This window comes from Streptomyces sp. NPDC001709 (assembly GCF_053596375.1).
Genome location: NZ_JBSFGB010000001.1, coordinates 176,818 through 192,386, shown reverse-complemented (window position 1 = coordinate 192,386; position 15,569 = coordinate 176,818). Strand labels below are relative to the sequence as shown.

General features: G+C 72.6%; 14 protein-coding genes. 7 read left to right on the top strand and 7 right to left on the bottom strand.

The features are described from left to right. Positions 1 to 7: 7 nt before the first annotated feature. Positions 8 to 2,401 carry an HAD-IC family P-type ATPase gene (locus ACWC0C_RS01005; RefSeq protein WP_450860626.1) on the top strand — a complete coding sequence of 798 codons (2,394 nt, stop codon included), beginning with the start codon at positions 8 to 10 and terminating at the stop codon, positions 2,399 to 2,401. A 7-nt stretch (positions 2,402 to 2,408) separates the two neighbouring features. Here the strand turns inward: ACWC0C_RS01005 and ACWC0C_RS01000 are convergent, their stop codons facing one another. From ACWC0C_RS01000 to ACWC0C_RS00985, 4 genes are all read right to left on the bottom strand, one after another. Continuing rightward, entirely contained in the window at positions 2,409 to 3,239 is an 831-nt protein-coding gene (locus ACWC0C_RS01000) for a DUF5707 domain-containing protein (RefSeq protein ID WP_450860624.1), read from the bottom strand. A 181-nt stretch (positions 3,240 to 3,420) separates the two neighbouring features. Continuing rightward, positions 3,421 to 6,579, bottom strand: a complete 3,159-nt coding sequence (locus ACWC0C_RS00995) for a sacsin N-terminal ATP-binding-like domain-containing protein (protein ID WP_450860622.1) — start codon at positions 6,577 to 6,579, stop codon at positions 3,421 to 3,423. Positions 6,580 to 6,670: 91 nt separating this feature from the next. Continuing rightward, entirely contained in the window at positions 6,671 to 7,672 is a 1,002-nt protein-coding gene (locus ACWC0C_RS00990; RefSeq protein WP_450860620.1) for an esterase/lipase family protein, read from the bottom strand. 152 nt (positions 7,673 to 7,824) lie between these two features. After that, entirely contained in the window at positions 7,825 to 8,583 is a 759-nt protein-coding gene (locus ACWC0C_RS00985) for a helix-turn-helix domain-containing protein (protein ID WP_450860618.1), read from the bottom strand. 4 nt (positions 8,584 to 8,587) lie between these two features. Between ACWC0C_RS00985 and ACWC0C_RS00980 the strand changes: the two genes are divergently transcribed. Further along, positions 8,588 to 8,953: a DoxX family protein gene (locus ACWC0C_RS00980; RefSeq protein WP_450860616.1), complete on the top strand. Its 366-nt coding sequence runs from the start codon at positions 8,588 to 8,590 to the stop codon at positions 8,951 to 8,953. Between the two features lie 297 nt (positions 8,954 to 9,250). Here the strand turns inward: ACWC0C_RS00980 and ACWC0C_RS00975 are convergent, their stop codons facing one another. Next, positions 9,251 to 10,177, bottom strand: a complete 927-nt coding sequence (locus tag ACWC0C_RS00975) for a DUF3027 domain-containing protein (protein ID WP_449200842.1) — start codon at positions 10,175 to 10,177, stop codon at positions 9,251 to 9,253. Between the two features lie 299 nt (positions 10,178 to 10,476). Here ACWC0C_RS00975 and ACWC0C_RS00970 point away from each other — a divergent pair, with 299 nt between their 5' ends. The 4 genes from ACWC0C_RS00970 to ACWC0C_RS00955 all read left to right on the top strand — a co-directional run bounded on the left by ACWC0C_RS00970 (position 10,477) and on the right by ACWC0C_RS00955 (position 14,078). Continuing rightward, the gene (locus ACWC0C_RS00970; RefSeq protein WP_450860614.1) at positions 10,477 to 11,883 is read left to right on the top strand and encodes an MFS transporter; all 1,407 of its coding nucleotides are present in this window, start codon (positions 10,477 to 10,479) and stop codon (positions 11,881 to 11,883) included. Between the two features lie 161 nt (positions 11,884 to 12,044). Next, entirely contained in the window at positions 12,045 to 12,518 is a 474-nt protein-coding gene (locus ACWC0C_RS00965; RefSeq protein ID WP_450860612.1) for a DUF2771 domain-containing protein, read from the top strand. Continuing rightward, positions 12,491 to 13,237, top strand: coding sequence for a futalosine hydrolase (locus tag ACWC0C_RS00960; RefSeq protein WP_450860610.1), 747 nt, complete (start codon positions 12,491 to 12,493; stop codon positions 13,235 to 13,237). The genes ACWC0C_RS00965 and ACWC0C_RS00960 overlap by 28 nt, the downstream gene beginning before the upstream one ends. Further along, complete coding sequence (locus ACWC0C_RS00955; protein WP_450860608.1) at positions 13,227 to 14,078, top strand: 1,4-dihydroxy-6-naphthoate synthase; 852 nt, start codon at positions 13,227 to 13,229, stop codon at positions 14,076 to 14,078. The genes ACWC0C_RS00960 and ACWC0C_RS00955 overlap by 11 nt, the downstream gene beginning before the upstream one ends. A gap of 7 nt (positions 14,079 to 14,085) precedes the next feature. Here ACWC0C_RS00955 and ACWC0C_RS00950 read toward each other — a convergent pair whose 3' ends face one another. Further along, complete coding sequence (locus ACWC0C_RS00950; RefSeq protein WP_449200837.1) at positions 14,086 to 14,469, bottom strand: cold-shock protein; 384 nt, start codon at positions 14,467 to 14,469, stop codon at positions 14,086 to 14,088. 184 nt (positions 14,470 to 14,653) lie between these two features. Between ACWC0C_RS00950 and ACWC0C_RS00945 the strand changes: the two genes are divergently transcribed. Then, complete coding sequence (locus ACWC0C_RS00945; RefSeq protein WP_450860607.1) at positions 14,654 to 14,905, top strand: hypothetical protein; 252 nt, start codon at positions 14,654 to 14,656, stop codon at positions 14,903 to 14,905. Between the two features lie 4 nt (positions 14,906 to 14,909). Here ACWC0C_RS00945 and ACWC0C_RS00940 read toward each other — a convergent pair whose 3' ends face one another. After that, the gene (locus ACWC0C_RS00940) at positions 14,910 to 15,521 is read right to left on the bottom strand and encodes an HAD family hydrolase (protein ID WP_450860605.1); all 612 of its coding nucleotides are present in this window, start codon (positions 15,519 to 15,521) and stop codon (positions 14,910 to 14,912) included. Positions 15,522 to 15,569: the final 48 nt, after the last annotated feature.

Genomic DNA, 15,569 nt, shown 5'->3' with positions numbered 1-15,569 from the left:
CGAATGCATGACCCATATAGACGCGGGCGCGGAGCTCGACCCCGTGCATCCGGTGGCCCTACCGATGACCAGGTCGGCGGGGCTGACCGGCGCCGAGGTGGCCGAGCGCGTCGCCCACGGCCAGGTCAACGACGTGCCCGTGCGGAGCAGCCGGTCGATGGGCGAGATCGTCCGGGCGAACGTCTTCACCCGGTTCAACGCGATCATCGGCGTGCTCTGGCTGGTCATGCTGTTCGTCGCACCGATCCAGGACAGCCTCTTCGGCTTCGTGATCCTCGCCAACACCGGCATCGGCATCGTCCAGGAATGGCGGGCCAAGCAGACCCTCGACTCGCTCGCGGTCATCGGGGAGGCCCGGCCGACCGTGCGCAGGGACGGGGCGGCCGTCGAAGTCGCCACCAACGAGATCGTCCTCGACGACCTCATCGAGATCGGGCCCGGGGACAAGATCGCCGTGGACGGGGTGTGCGCCGAGGCCGACGGGCTCGAAATCGACGAGTCGCTGCTCACCGGCGAGGCCGACCCCGTCGTCAAACGCCCCGGCGACGCGGTCATGTCCGGCAGTTTCGTGGTCGCGGGCGGCGGCGCCTTCCAGGCGGCCAAGGTCGGCCGCGAGGCCTACGCCGCCCAGCTCGCCGAGGAGGCCTCCCGCTTCACCCTGGTCCACTCCGAGCTGCGCACCGGCATCTCCACGATCCTCAAGTACGTCACCTGGATGATGGTCCCGGCGGCCGTCGGACTCGTGATCACCCAGCTCGTCGTCAAGAGCAGCGGCTTCAAGGACTCCATCGCCCGCACGGTCGGCGGCATCGTCCCGATGGTCCCGGAGGGGCTGGTCCTGCTCACCTCGGTGGCGTTCGCGATCGGCGTCATCAGGCTCGGCCGCAAGCAGTGCCTCGTGCAGGAACTCCCCGCCATCGAGGGGCTGGCCCGCGTCGACACCGTCTGCCTGGACAAGACCGGCACGCTCACCGAGGGCGGCATGGACGTCACCGAGCTGCGGATGCTGGACGGGGCGGACGAGACGCACGTACGCAAGGTGCTCGGCGCGCTCGGCGAGTCCGACCCGCGCCCCAACGCCTCCCTCCAGGCGATCATCGACGCCTACCCGGACAGCGAGGACTGGCGCTGCGTGGAGTCGCTGCCCTTCTCCTCGGCCCGCAAGTACAGCGGGGCCGCGTTCAGCGAGGCCGACGGCGAGATCAGCACGTGGCTGCTGGGCGCCCCCGATGTCCTCCTCAGCCCCGGCGCCCCGGCCCTGGCCGAAACCGAGCACCTCAACGAGCAGGGGCTGCGGGTGCTGCTGCTGGCCCGCGCCGGCCGCGACCTGGACGACGCCGACCCGGCCCACGGCGCCCGCGCCACCGCGCTCGTCGTCCTGGAGCAGCGGCTGCGGCCCGACGCGGCCGACACCCTGCGCTACTTCGCGGACCAGAACGTCCGCGCCAAGGTCATCTCCGGCGACAACGCGGTCTCGGTCGGCGCGGTCGCCGCCAAGCTGGGCCTGGAGGGTACGGCCGTGGACGCGCGGCGGCTGCCCGCCGACCGGGCCGGGATGGCGGACGCGCTGGCCGGGGGGACGGTCTTCGGGCGGGTCACCCCGCAGCAGAAGCGGGACATGGTCGGGGCGCTGCAGTCGCACGGGCACACGGTCGCGATGACCGGCGACGGCGTGAACGACGTGCTCGCGCTGAAGGACGCCGACATCGGGGTCGCCATGGGCTCCGGCTCGGAGGCGACGCGGGCGGTGGCGCAGATCGTGCTGCTGGACAACAGCTTCGCGAGCCTGCCGTCGGTGGTGGGCGAGGGCCGCCGGGTGATCGGCAACATCACGCGGGTGGCGACGCTGTTCCTGGTGAAGACCGTCTACTCGGTGCTGCTGGCCGTCCTGGTGGTGTGCTGGCAGGTGGAGTACCCGTTCCTGCCCCGGCACCTGACCCTGCTCTCCACCCTCACCATCGGCGTCCCGGCGTTCTTCCTCGCCCTCGCGCCCAACAGGGAACGGGCGAAACCGCACTTCGTACGCAGAGTCATGCGCTACTCGGTCCCGGGCGGCGTGGTGGCGGGGGTGGCGACCTTCGTCACCTACCTGATCGCCCGCCAGTACTACCCGGGCGGCCAGTTGGGCGCCGAGACCAGCGCGGCGACCCTGACCCTGTTCCTGGTCTCCATGTGGATCCTGGCGATCATCGCCCGGCCGTACACCTGGTGGCGGGTCCTGCTGGTGGCGTCGATGGGCCTGGCGTTCGTGTTCATCCTCGCCGTGCCGGCGCTGCAGGGCTTCTTCGCCCTGAAGCTGGTCGGGGACACGATGCCGTGGACAGCCGTCGGCGTCGCGGTGGTGGCGGCGGCCGCCCTGGAGTGGCTCTGGAAGTGGGTCGACCGCCGCTTTCCCGACTAGGTGGGGGTTACTTCGCGCCGACGTAGACGCCCGTGGCGCTGACCGCCGGGGTGGTCGTGGTACCGGCGAAGCTGAAGCTCCAGTAGCCGCTGTAGTTCACGGTCGCGCTGGTCTTCAGGTTGCCGTACGCGTCCGTGTACACCGTCTTGACCGTGCTGTACGTGCTCGTGCCGGACTTGCGGAACTGGAGCTTGACCGGCTGGTTGGCGTAGCCGTGGTACAGGTTGTCGTCCCAGTCGGCGCGGGAGAGCTTGCCGGACGCCGTGAAGGTCTTGCCCTTGTAGACGGACGTCGAGCTCACGGTGGTCGTCAGCTTCGAGTAGCGCTGCACCAGGGTCGTGCCCAGGCCGCTCTGGTCCTTGTAGCCGACCTTGCTCATGTCGGGGTTCTGCTCGTCCTGGCCGTTGAAGGCGATGGCCTCGGCGGCCACGTTCCAGGTGCCGGCGTCCGCGATCTTCGGGTCGGCGTCGGTCGGGTAGATGTCGACCGTGCCCGTGCAGGTGGCGGTGGTGGACGAGGTGGGAGTGCAGGTCGCCCAGTCGTCGCCGTACAGCTCGGGCTCCGTGTCGCTGTACGTGCCGTGGTACAGGAAGGCGTCGGTGTGGAAGTCGCTCGCGGCGATGTCCACGTCCGGGCCGTGCGTCAGCGTGTACGAGTACGTCGTGCTGACCTTGTTGGTGCTGCCGACCTTGATCGCCTTGGCGATCGTGACGTTCGAGAAGCTGACGTTCAGGGTGTACGGCGCGCCCGAGTCGGTGACGGCCTGCGCGGCCGGGACTGCGAGGGCGGAAAGGGCCAGGGCGCCGGAGACGGCGGCCGCGGTGGCACGTATGCGCATGTGCGTTCCCCTGGAGGGAGAAGTGATCGTGGAGTCGGTTGACTCGAGCGATCAGATCCGCGGGGGATGCGACTGGTTGTACAGCCGGAGCCCCCGCGGACCAGATTTTGTACCTGGATTGCTGATCCATTACACAAGTGAGAGACAGCGTCCCGCTTACCGCACGCCGTCAAAGGCGCAGCTAGTCGAACCAGCGGTCCCGGGCCAGTTCCTCCGTCCGGGACGGGTCCTCCAGCAGGGCCGCGACCTCGAAGCGCCGGGGCCACTGCCCCGCCGCCCAGGCCAGCCCGGCCGCGACCCCCTCCAGCGTGGCCGCGTGCAGCACGCCGTCGTCGGTGTGCCGCCAGTCGATCTCCACGCCGTCCACGACCAGTTCCTCGTGCTCGACGTACGTCTGCGCGGTCCGCGGCCCGAGCAGTACCCGCACCGGCTCCGGCACCTCGTGCTCGGCCCCCTCGGAGTGCACCTCGCCGGTGACGGACTCGCTCAGCCGCCGCACCTGGAACAGCTCCGCCAGCTCGGCGGCCCGGGCCGGCCGGACCGGCAGCAGCGGCACCCGGGAGGTGAACGGCAGCAGATCGGGTGAGTCGACGACGACCGCCTCGGCCGCGTCCACGACCTCCACACGCCCGTCGACCACGGCCCGCAGCTCGTCCGGCAGGGTCACCTGCTCGGGGTCCAGCTCCGCCAACGCCCCGTAGATTCCGTGCAGTTGGGCCGAGGACACGGGACGCGCCGGGTCGGCCAGCCGGTCCAGCAGCTCGGCGGCGCCGCCGGGCTCGTCCAGCAGGGCCGCGACGGAGGTGCGCACGCCGAGCGCCCGCAGTACCTGCTCGTCCTCGAACCCGGTCGCGTCGGCCTCGTCGTACAGGCCGCGCAGCAGCGGGTCGCCGCCCGCCGCGAGGAGACCGGCCGGGCGGCGGCCGTCGAGCACCGGGTGCCCGCGCAGCCACCACGCCGTGTACGGCCGTACGACCTCGTGGGTGCCGTCGTGCAGCAGGATACGGACCGGCTGGGTCAGCGCGTCCCGCAGCGGGGGCTGGGCGAGCAGCGCGAGCGCCTCCGGCCAGTGCTCGTCGTCCACCAGGTCCAGATCGCGTACGGCGACCAGCTCGGTGGCGACCGGGGGCACCGGGCTGTCCGGGAAGCGGTCGAGGATGTCCTCGCACCACACGTCGACGGCGTCCAGCAGCCCGGCGTCGTCGGGCTCGGCGAAGTCGCCCTCCCGGGGCTCCAGTTCGTCCGGGTCGAGGACGACGTCGGCGGCGCGCACGAGCGCGAAGTTCGCGAGCACCCCACAGGCGGCCAGCGGCTGCTCGCCCCACTTCTCCGCCAGGTCGTGGTCGACGGCGGCCAGTTCGTCGGGACGGATCACGCGGGCGAACGGACTGCCGGGGAGGACCAGCTCACCCGCCGGCGCCAGTTCTCCGTCCTCGTCGGGCAGCGCCAGGGCCCCCAGCCAGGGCTCCTCGCCCGGCTCGAGACCGGCGTCGCGCACCAGGGAGAGGACGGTGTCGGCGAGTTCCTCGGCGTCCAGGGCGTCCTCCTCCCAGCCCCCGATCGCGCCCTCCTCGTCCAGCGAGGCGGCGACGGCGGCCCGCACCTGCGGGGTGGTGAGCACCGCGCGCGGAGTGGCGGGCAGCGCGCCCAGCTTCTCCAGCAGCGGGTGCGCGGCGTCCTCGTGGGCCACCTTCAGCCCGAGCCGCCCGAGGACGTCCGGGTCGATCCGGGCGGCGTCCGGGGTGGGGAGGAGGACCTGGCGAGGGCCGATCGTGGTCCGCCCGTCGGCGAGCGGCACGGGAAGACCGGAGAGCCGGTCCGGGTCGACCCCGGCGAGGCTGTCGTAGAGCCGCCACCACCAGTCGGGGTCCTTCTCGAGACCGGCGAGCCGGTCGACGGCGTCCGCGAGCCGCAGCCGGGCGACGCCGAGGGTGCGCAGTTCGACCCGCCGCTCAAGACCGGCCGGCAGCAGCGTGGGCAGCACCTCGGCGAGCACCCGCACGGTGTCCGCCCCGGCGCCCTCCACAATCTCCGCCTCCCGGGGCCGCAGCGCCTGGGGAAGTTCGTCGTCGTCGCTCTTGGCCCGAGCGGCGGGCGGCAGGAAAGCCGGGTGGGCGGGCGGGAGAAACGCGATACGCGGCAGCCGCTCCAGGACGGCCTGCCGCAGCGCCCCGTCCAGCTGCCCCTTGCCGAGCGGCCCGGGCACGAGGTCGATGATCCCGTCCGTCACCGGCCGCCAGCCGGCGAGCAGTTCGGTGTAGGCGTCGGCCGCGCGCTGCACCAGGAAGTCGGTGAGCGGGCCGGGAGCGGTGTGCCGGCGGGTGGTGTCGAGGGGGAAGGAGGCGATGAGGAGGGCGGGGACGCCGAGGGGTTCGTCGCTCGGGGTGGGCGCGTGCACGACGGCCGTGGTCCGGGGCCGCACCGGCCGCCCGTCCTCGTCCTCGGGTACGGCCCAGGTCACCGACCAGTGGGGGCGCAGCCGCTCCTCCACGGGCCGGTCGGCGAGCAGGTCGGGGGTGAGCGGCCCGTGCGCGGAGGCGGTACGCCACCGGGTGGTCCCCTCCCGCGAGTCCTCCACGACGGTGACGACGCCCTCGGTGCGCCGGCGCAGCACACGCGGCGCCTCGTCCCCGGCCTCCACGACGACCTCCTCCAGGCCCGGCAGGGCGAGGAGCAGGGCGTCGTCGACGGCGTTCAGCAGCCGCTCGGCGAGGTCGGCGGCGGCCGCGTCCCGCAGGGGCAGGATGACGGCGGTGTCGTACGGCTCGGGGGCGGTGCCCTCGGCGGCGAACGGCAGCCGGAGCAGCGGCACATGCCCGTCCCGGCGCCGGACCTCGTCGCCCAGGCCCGGGCTGTGCCGGGCGGTGCCGGCGGCCAGCTCCCGCGCCTCGGCGAGGGACCAGCGGACACCCCCGTGCCGCCCCACGATCGCGGGCTCGTCGGTCACCGCGAGTACGGCGGCGAACCCGACCCCGAACCGCCCGACGGCACCCTGGGTCGCATCGGCGTCCCTCTTGGCGGAGGCCCGCAGCGTGGACAGCGACTCGACACCGGCCGCGTCCAGCGGGGCACCGGTGTTGGCGGCGACGAGGACGCCCTCCCGGAGGGTGAGCCGCATCCGCCCGGGCACCTTCGCCCGCGCGGCGGCGTCGGCGGCGTTCTGGGCCAGCTCGACGACGAGCCGGTCCCGGTAGCCGCCCAGGACCAGGTCCTCCTCGGCGTTGGCGTCCTCGCGGAACCGGGCGGGGCTGGTGGCCCAGGCGTCGAGGACACCACGGCGCAGACGGGCGGTGCCGAAGGGGTCGGCGCCCTCGGCCGCCGGCCGCACGTACTTGCTCACGTTCACACTCCTCGTCGACGTGAGCACGAAGGTACAGCGCGCGCGGGGCGGCCGGGGCACGGGTGCCGGGCGGTCGGGCGGCGGGCGCCGGTCAGCCGCCGAGCACCGGGAGGGTGAGGCCGCAGTCGACTGGCTGCGCGTGGGCGGGGTCGAGGGCGTTGCGGACGAGCTGGGCGGCGTTGGCGTCGTACGCGATCGACACGTGCTCGGAGAAGTCCCTGGGGCAGATGTCCTGGATCAGGATGTTCTTGACGGTCGCGCCCGGACCCGCGGTCAGGAACTGCTGCGTGTAGGGGGTGACGACCTCGTCGAACTTGGTGACGATGGTGGTGTAGTCGACCCCGGGCCGGGTGTCCCCGTCCCGGTCCAGCGTCGTGTTCACTTCGGAGCCGACCAACTGATCCGTGACCGCCTCACCGGCGACGAGGCCCACGGGCTTGCCGAGACCCAGCTTGGTGACCAGGGTGCCGATGCCGTCGGCGGTCGTACCGTGGTTGGACGGCGCCAGGCCGACGAGGCTGTGCACCTTGTTGCGCTCCGGGTGCGCGGGATCCGTACCGCCGTCGAACCGCAGGTACCAGCGGGGCGTCACACCGCCGCCCTGGGAATGCCCGACGAGGTCGACCTGACGGGCACCGGTGGCCTTCAGTACGCGGTCGACGTAATCGGCGATCTGCCGGGCGGAGTCCGGGACGTGTGCGGTGGCCTTGACCGGATTCCCGGGCGCCCCGCCGTAGTTGACGGCGAAGACGCAGTAGCCCAGCTGCTTCAGGTACGGGGACATCATTCCCCAGTTCTCATGGGCGTTCGCGAAGGTCCCGTGCACCAGGACGACCGGACGCGGATGCTCGGGGCTGGGCTTGCAGCTCCAGTCGTCGGCCCCGGCCGGCGGGGCGTCCGGGTGGACGAGCCCCCCGATCCCCGCCAGGGGCAGGCCGAGGATCCCCCCACGCGGTGGCGGAGGAGCGGGGACGGTCGCCGCCACTGCCGCGCCCTGTCCCACGCCGAGCGCCAGGGCGAGTCCCGCACAGACCGCGGCCCATCTGCCGCGCCGCCGGTTCGACCGGCTCCGGGAAACACACCGCTCCGCCATCGGCCACTCCTCGCCTCAAGGCCGGCCGAACGCCGACTCGGCGATGATCAAGGAGCGGGGTCCCTGCGGGGCTTGACGACGGGGCGCAGCACTTCTTATGGAGCAGCCCGGTTCATCCGTCCAGACCGGTGCCGACCGGTCAGGAGGGTCGATCAGGCGGGGGAACGTCCGATCGACGCAGGCGTGCGCCCGAGCAGGCTCCGGGCGGTACGGGTGAAATGGGCTTGGTCGGCGAAGCCCGCGACGGCCGCGGCGGAGGCCGCGGACTCGCGCGGCAGGTCGGCGACGGCCACCCGCAGCCGGGCCCATTGCCGCAGCCGTGTGAGCGGGACGCCGACCGAGGCGTGAACGAGCGCGCGCAACCGCGGCGCCGAGAGCCCGACGTCGGCGGCGATGGAGCCGATGGGGGCGTCGGAGCCGGCCCGGGTGCTTTCCCGCACCGCGTGGGCCACCCGGGGATCGATGGGCCGGCCCGCTCCGGTCAGGGTCAGGAGTTCGGCGCGCGCCGCGGCCAGGTCGCTGTCCGCACCGGGGACGAGGCCGGGAGCAGCGGTGTGCCCCAGAGCCGCGAGGAGGCGCCGGACGGCACCGCCCTCCAGCCGTACCGGGCGCGGGCCGGGGCCCAGCACCCAGGGGTCGAGGAAGAGGGCCACGTAGCCGGAGGACGCGGCACAGGTGTGGGGCAGCTGCGGGGGCACGATCACTCCGGGCGCCGCGACCATGCGGCCTGCGCCGTATCCGACCTCGACATGGCCGCCGAGGGGCAGTACGACCTTCCACGCCGGGTGGCGGTGGCGGGTGACGTGGAACGGGGCGGACTCGGCGAACACCGTCGCGTCGGGGCCGGATGCGAAGTGGACTCGGCGATCGTTTCGTTCAAGCGCCCACGCGCGGGTTGGGACCACGATCACGTTCATGAATGCTACTGCCATCGCACTGGCGGTCTTCCTGATCGCCGTGGGGATCGGGCACTTCCTGTTTCCCGGGTACTTCCGCACTCTGGTGCCGTCATGGCTGGGCCGGGCCGGACTCCTCGTCGCCGCCGGCGGGGCGGCGGAGATCGTCGTCGGAGCCGGGATCCTGACGCCGGCGGGCCGGACGGTCGGCGGCTGGGCCGCGGCCGCACTGATCACGGGCTATCTGGTCTGCCATCTGGACGCCCTGTGGCGGGCATCCCGTGATCGGCCGCGCCTGCTGGAACGTCCCGTCGGCGCGGCGGTCCGGCTGGCGGTCAACCTCGTCTACATCGGCTGGGCGGTCGCGGTCGCACGGGCGGCGTAGGTCACGAACTCCGTCCAGGTGGAGCGGCCGTCGCGCTCGCCACGGAACAACTCCGTTCATGGGGAATTCCGTTGGCCCCGGGGCTACCGCCCCGCAAAACGGTGTGGGCGGAAGTCCGTTTCACACCGGAACCCGGGGGTCCGTGCTCGGGTGCCGGGGGCGGTCTTTCCCAAAGGACGACGGGGAGCCCGGCGGCCGTATCGTCACCCGCACGATCTCCTGCAACCAGCCGGGACGGCGGAGTGGGCTTCTGAGCCGCCCGCTCGACCGCGGGCGACCCCCTGAAACCCAGCGCCGCTACGAGTGCCCCAGCTCCGCCGTCTCCTCGTCGCTCGTCTCCGGGACCGAGCCCGAGTCGCGGGCCGGGCGGAGGGGGAAGGGGTCCACTCGGGTCTCGTCGATGACCGGCGGGGCCGGCTGGGGCGGCTTGGGCATGACCGCGGCCTCCGAGTGGCCGCCGCAGCCGTAGGACAGGGAGACCACACGGCCGTCGGCGGGCGCGAACTCGTTGGCGCAGACGCCGAAGGCCTGGCCGAGGGAACCGCCGATGGGGGTGAGGAAGCCGCAGGTCTGGCAGGTGGCCGGGGCCGCCTGGGCCATCGCGGTCTTGGGGCCGTACGACTCCTCCCAGCGGTCGGCGGCGACATGGAGGCCGTAGCGGGAGAGGACTCGGGCGCGGCGCATGCCCAGTTCCTCGGCGACTGCCGCGATCGAGCCCCGGGAGGGGACCGTGGGCTGGACGGCCGGGGCGCCGGGGGTCACGTCGGCGTCCTCGGCCTCCGCCAGTTCGGCCATCTCGTGGGAGACCACCGAGTTCGGCGGTGGCTCCTCCTCACCGGTGTAACCGGGCTCCAGGCGCAGATCGTCCTGGTCGGTGGGGAGCAGATCGCCGGGGCCGAGATCGCCGGGGCGCAGCCGCTCGCTCCACGGCACCCACTCGGGGGCGAGCAGGGCGTCGGGGCCGGGGAGCAGGACCACCTCGTCCAGCGTCACGATCTTGGCGCGGGAGGCACGGGCCACGGTCGCCGCCCAGCGCCAGCCGCGGTAGCCCGGCTCCTTGCACTCGAAGAGGTGCGTGACAACACGGTCGCCCTCGGAGACGAGGCCCACGTGCTCGCCGACCACACCGGGGGCGGCGGCCTCCTCTGCCGCACCGCGTGCGAGGTCGACCGCCTCGGCGCACAGACGGTCGGGGGTGCGGCTTCGCGTTGTCGCTGCGCTCACAGGTATCGCTTCTCTCCTACGCCGTCTCGTCGAGTGCGGCTGCCTCCGGCGGGCCTGCCGACGGAGCGGACCGGGGGACCGCGTCGACGTCATGCATCCGCGCGCTCGGGCGCACCTCTGCCATCCATTCTGCGTTATGGCTGAGATACGCACGCTACACCGAACGAGATTCGTCTCCGCCACGCGGCATTGTCTCCCACCCCGGCCACCCCTCGCGCCCGGTCGCAGCGCACGGGATCGGCGGCGAGGTCGGCATCATCCGTGCCGTACCGCACTATCCGGCCGCTTCTCAGGGCACTATGAAGCACGTGGCGACCGCGGACAGGCGTGGTGTTCGGGGTGGCGGTGCGAGCCGGGTCGGTGGCACCGTCCGTTCCGTCGGGCGTGCCCTGCACTTCCCGGTCACCGGTGCCGCGCGGGGCATCCGCAAGGCCACGCACGCGCACGGGGCGGGCGAGTCGGGGCTGGGCAAGCTGATCGAGCTGCACGCGGTGAACGGCGCCGGCGATGTCATGATCACCGTGGCGCTGGCCTCCACCGTGTTCTTCTCCGTGCCGACGGATGAGGCGCGGGGGCGCGTCGCGCTGTATCTCGCCATCACGATGGCGCCCTTCACCGTCCTCGCCCCGGTCATCGGGCCCCTCCTCGACCGGCTGCCGCACGGGCGGCGCGCCGCGATGGCCGGGGCCATGCTGGCCCGTGCCCTGCTCGCGCTGGTCATCTCGGGCGCCGTCGCCAGCGGCAGCCTGCAGCTGTATCCGGCCGCGCTGGGTGTGCTGGTCGCGTCGAAGGCGTACGGCGTGGTCCGCAGCGCCGTCGTACCGCGGCTGCTGCCGCCCCGGTTCTCGCTGGTGAAGGCCAACTCGCGGGTCACCCTGGCCGGGCTGCTGGCCACCGGTGTCGCCGCTCCGGTCGCGGCGGGCCTGCACAAGGTGGGCGATCCCTGGCCGCTGTACGGCGCCTTCGTGATCTTCGTGGCGGGAACGTTCCTGTCCTTCTCCCTGCCGCCCAAGGTCGACTCGGCCAAGGGCGAGGACAGGGCGCTGCTCGCGGCCGACGAGCAGCATCTGCACGGGCCGCAGCGCCGCAAGGAGCAGGTGAGGCGGCCGGGGCTGCGTACCGTGGGGCCCGCCGTCACGCACGCGCTCGGCGCCAACGCCGCCCTGCGCTGCCTCTCCGGCTTCCTGATCTTCTTCCTCGCCTTCCTGCTGCGCGAGCACCCGCTGACCGGGGAGAGCGCGGCGGTCTCGCTCGGGATCGTCGGGGTCGCCGCCGGTGTGGGCAACGCGCTGGGTACGGCCGTCGGGGCCTGGCTGAAATCACGCGCCCCGGAGATCATCATCGTGACCGTCGTCGCGGTGGTGCTCGGCACGGCGGTCGTGGCCGCCCTGTTCTTCGGGGCGTTCCTGGTGGCCTGCCTCGCCGCCGTCGCCGGGTTCGGGCAGGCGCTGGCCAAGCTGGCCCTGGACGCGCTGATCCAGCGGGACGTGCCGGAGCTGGTGCGCACCTCGGCGTTCGCCCGCTCGGAGACGCTGCTGCAGATGGCGTGGGTGTTCGGCGGGGCCGTCGGCATCGTGCTGCCGCTCGACGGGACCCTCGGACTGCTGATCGGCTCGGCGTTCGTGGCGGCCGGCTGGCTGACCACGCTGAAGGGCCTCGTCGCCTCGTCGCGGCACGGCGGCCGCCCACGGACCCGCGTGACCTGATCCGCCGTGACGCGCCCCGGCCCACCTGTTCCGCCGTGGCGTGCCCCGGCATAACGAACCGGACACGGTCTGCCGACCGCGTGGGCACGGCTGGCGTAACGAACCGGGCACGCCGCACCCCACGTGGGCGGACGGCTCCGGGCGCCCTATAGCCTTCGGCCATGACCACGCTGCAATCCGTTGTGCGACGCCGCCGCGCCGTCGCCGCCGCCGGCGCCGTTTCCGCCGGACTGCTCCTGCTCACGGCCTGTGAGAAGCCGTCGCCCGTCGCGACGGTCACCGTCGGCCGAAGCTCGGTCAACTCCGAGGCCCTGTGCTACAACGACGGCAACACGCTGGACGCCAAGTCGCTGGCGAAGTGCATCAAGAACGTCGACAAGGCCAAGTCGATCAAGGTCGACCAGGACGAGACGGTCCGCATCGGTGTCGACCCGAAGATCGCGGACGCGGGCTGGGTCCTCCTCGTGAACGGCCAGCAGTTCACCGACGTCAGCAAGAAGACCTACCGCACCATCCCGGGCAGCGCCTTCTTCAACCAGCAGTACGGCACCCAGGGCAACACCAACACGGTCACGATCCGCATGGGCGACAAGTCCAACCAGGGCATGTGGTCGTTCAAGCTGGAGAAGGCCTGATCACGACCTCCGTACGGGTCCTCGTGGCCACCGCGGTCCCCATCGAGCGGGACGCGGTGGCACGGGCGTTCGGCTCGGCCGTGACCGAGGTACGGCTGCCCGGCGCGCTGCTGTGCCGCACCGACGCCGGCTGTGATCTGCTGGCCGCCGGGGTCGGCCCGGCCCTCGCCGCCGCCTCCACCGCCGGCGCCCTGACCGCGGCCGCCCTCGAAGGCGCCCCCTACGACCTGGTCGTCTGCGCCGGGATCGGCGGCGGCTTCCAGCCCGGGGCGCCCGTCGGCTCGCTCGTCGTCGCCGACGCCATCACCGTCGCCGACCTGGGCGCCGAGACCGCCGACGGCTTCCTTCCGGTCACCGAGCTGGGCTTCGGGACCGTCACCCACCACCCGCCGGAGCCCGTCGTACGCCTCGCGTCCGAGGCCACCGGCGCCCGTACCGGGACGATCCTCACCGTCTCCACCGTCACCGGCACCGCCGCCCGCGCCACCGCCCTGCGCGAACGGCACCCCGGCGCGCTCGCCGAGGGCATGGAGGGCTTCGGGGTCGCGGAGGCGGCCGCCGCGCACGGGGTGCCGGTGCTGGAGATCCGCGCGGTCTCCAACCCGGTCGGCCCGCGCGACCGCGCCGCCTGGCGCATCGGCGACGCCCTCACCGCCCTCACCGAGGCGTTCGGGAAGCTCGCCCCCGCATTGCAGAGTTGGAGCAGACATGACGAGTGAGCCGCTGCAGATCGCGTACTCCCCCTGCCCGAACGACACCTTCGTCTTCGACGCCCTCGCCCACGGCCGCATCCCCGGCGCCCCCGCGCTGGACGTGACCTTCGCCGACATCGACATCACCAACGGCATGGCCGAGCGCGGCGAGTTCGACGTGCTGAAGGTGTCGTACGCCGTCCTGCCGTACGTCCTCGACGAGTACGCGCTGCTGCCCTGCGGCGGCGCGCTGGGCCGGGGCTGCGGGCCGCTGGTCCTGACCCGCGAGCCGGGGGCCGACCTCGCGGGCCGCACGGTCGCGGTGCCCAGCGACAAGTCGACGGCCTACCTGCTGTTCCGGCTCTGGGCGGCCGACACCCTGCCGGCCGGCGGGGTCGGCGAGATCGTGGTCCTGCCGTTCCACGAGATCATGCCGGCCGTGCGGGACGGCAAGGTGGACGCGGGGCTCGTCATCCACGAGGCCCGGTTCACCTACCAGAACTACGGGCTGCACAAGCTCGCCGACATGGGCGAGCACTGGGAGCGGACGACCGGCCTGCCGATCCCGCTGGGCGCGATCATCGCCAAGCGCACGCTGGGGGCCGAGGCCCTCACCCGGCTCGCGGACTCCATCCGCGCCTCCGTACGGGCCGCCTGGGACGATCCCGAGGCCTCCAGGCCGTACGTCATGGCGCACGCCCAGGAGATGGACCGGGCCGTGACGGACCAGCACATCGGGCTGTACGTGAACGAGTCCACCGCCGACCTCGGCGAGGACGGCTACGCGGCGATCCGGGGGCTGCTCACACGCGCGGCGGCCGAGGGGCTGCTGCCGCCCCTCGGCCCGGATGCGCTCGCTTTTCCCTGACGGGTCCCTATACGTCCAGCTGGTCGGCGACCGCCCGCAGCAGGCCGGCGATCTTCTTGCCGGAGGCCTTGTCCGGGTAGCGGCCCTTCTCGAGCATCGGCGTGATGTTCTCGAGGAGGGTCGTCAGGTCCTGCACGATCGAGGCCAGTTCGTCCGGCTTCTTGCGCTGTGCGGCCGCGACCGACGGGGTCGGCTCCAGCACGGTCACCGACAGCGCCTGATCACCGCGCTGCCCGGCGACGACGCCGAACTCCACGCGCTGTCCCGGCTTGAGTGCGTCGACTCCGTCAGGGAGAACCGAGGAATGGACGAAGACGTCACCGCCGTCGTCGCGGGAGAGAAAGCCGAAGCCCTTCTCGCTGTTGAACCATTTGACACGCCCGGTCGGCACCGTCTGTCCTCGTCCTCGTACTAGTTGGGAACTTCTACTGCTGCTAGTGCTACTGCTCGGAAAGTGCTCTTGATAGCACTAGAGCGGGTCGACTGTGACCCGCCGCTACCAAGCGTAATGGTCTCGGGGCGGGTGACAAGACGTCCCCCGGTTGTTCTCTCGCGCTGGGAACTACCCTGGTGCGGTGCGTGACAAAACCCAAACGAATTCCGCCGCGCCCGGTGAGCGGCTGATCCGTACCGGTGCCATCGTCTTCTTCGTCGGGGCCGTGGCCACGCTGGTCACGGTGGCCCCGCTGTTCCTCGGCGCGAAGCCGTTTCCGACGTACATGTACTGCATGAGCATGCTCATGGGCGTCGGTTTCCTGCTGGCCGGCGCGGGAGTGCTGCGCTCGGTGGCCACGAGCCGCCGTCAGGCCCGCGCGGCCGCGCGGTAGCGGGTCACGCCGTCGCGCGGTAGGCGGTCAGCCAGTCGGGGAAGGCGGACAGGTCGTCGAGGACGACGTCCGCCCCGGCGGCGCGCAGTTCGTCGGCGGTGCAGGGTCCGGTCGCCACGGCGACCGACACGGCCGCCGCCGTACGGGCCCCGCGCACGTCCCCGACGTGATCGCCGACGTACACACCCGCGCCGTACTCGCGCAGCGCCTCCGCCTTCCGCTCGGCCCACAGGTCGCCGACGACCACGTCCGGCTCGATGCCGAGGTGGCTCAGGTGCAGCTTGGCGCTGGGCTCGTACTTCGCGGTGACGACGATGGTCCGTCCACCGGCCGCCTGAACGGCGGCTATGGCCTCGCGGGCGCCGTCCATGGCGGGCGTCGCGGTGATGGCGATGCCCGGGTACATCTCCCGGTACAGATCGGCCATCGCCGGGACGCGCTCCTTGGGGAACCAGTTGACCAGCTCCTCCACGAGCGGCGGACCGAGCCGGCTCACCGCCAGATCGGCGTCGATGTACGTCCCGGTCCGCTCCGACAGCGCGATGTAGCAGGCGTGGATACCGGGCCGGGAGTCGATGAGCGTCATGTCGAGGTCGAAACCGACGGTGAATGTCATATGCGGCATCCTCTCACCGCCACCGAACGCGACTCCGTGCCCGACAAC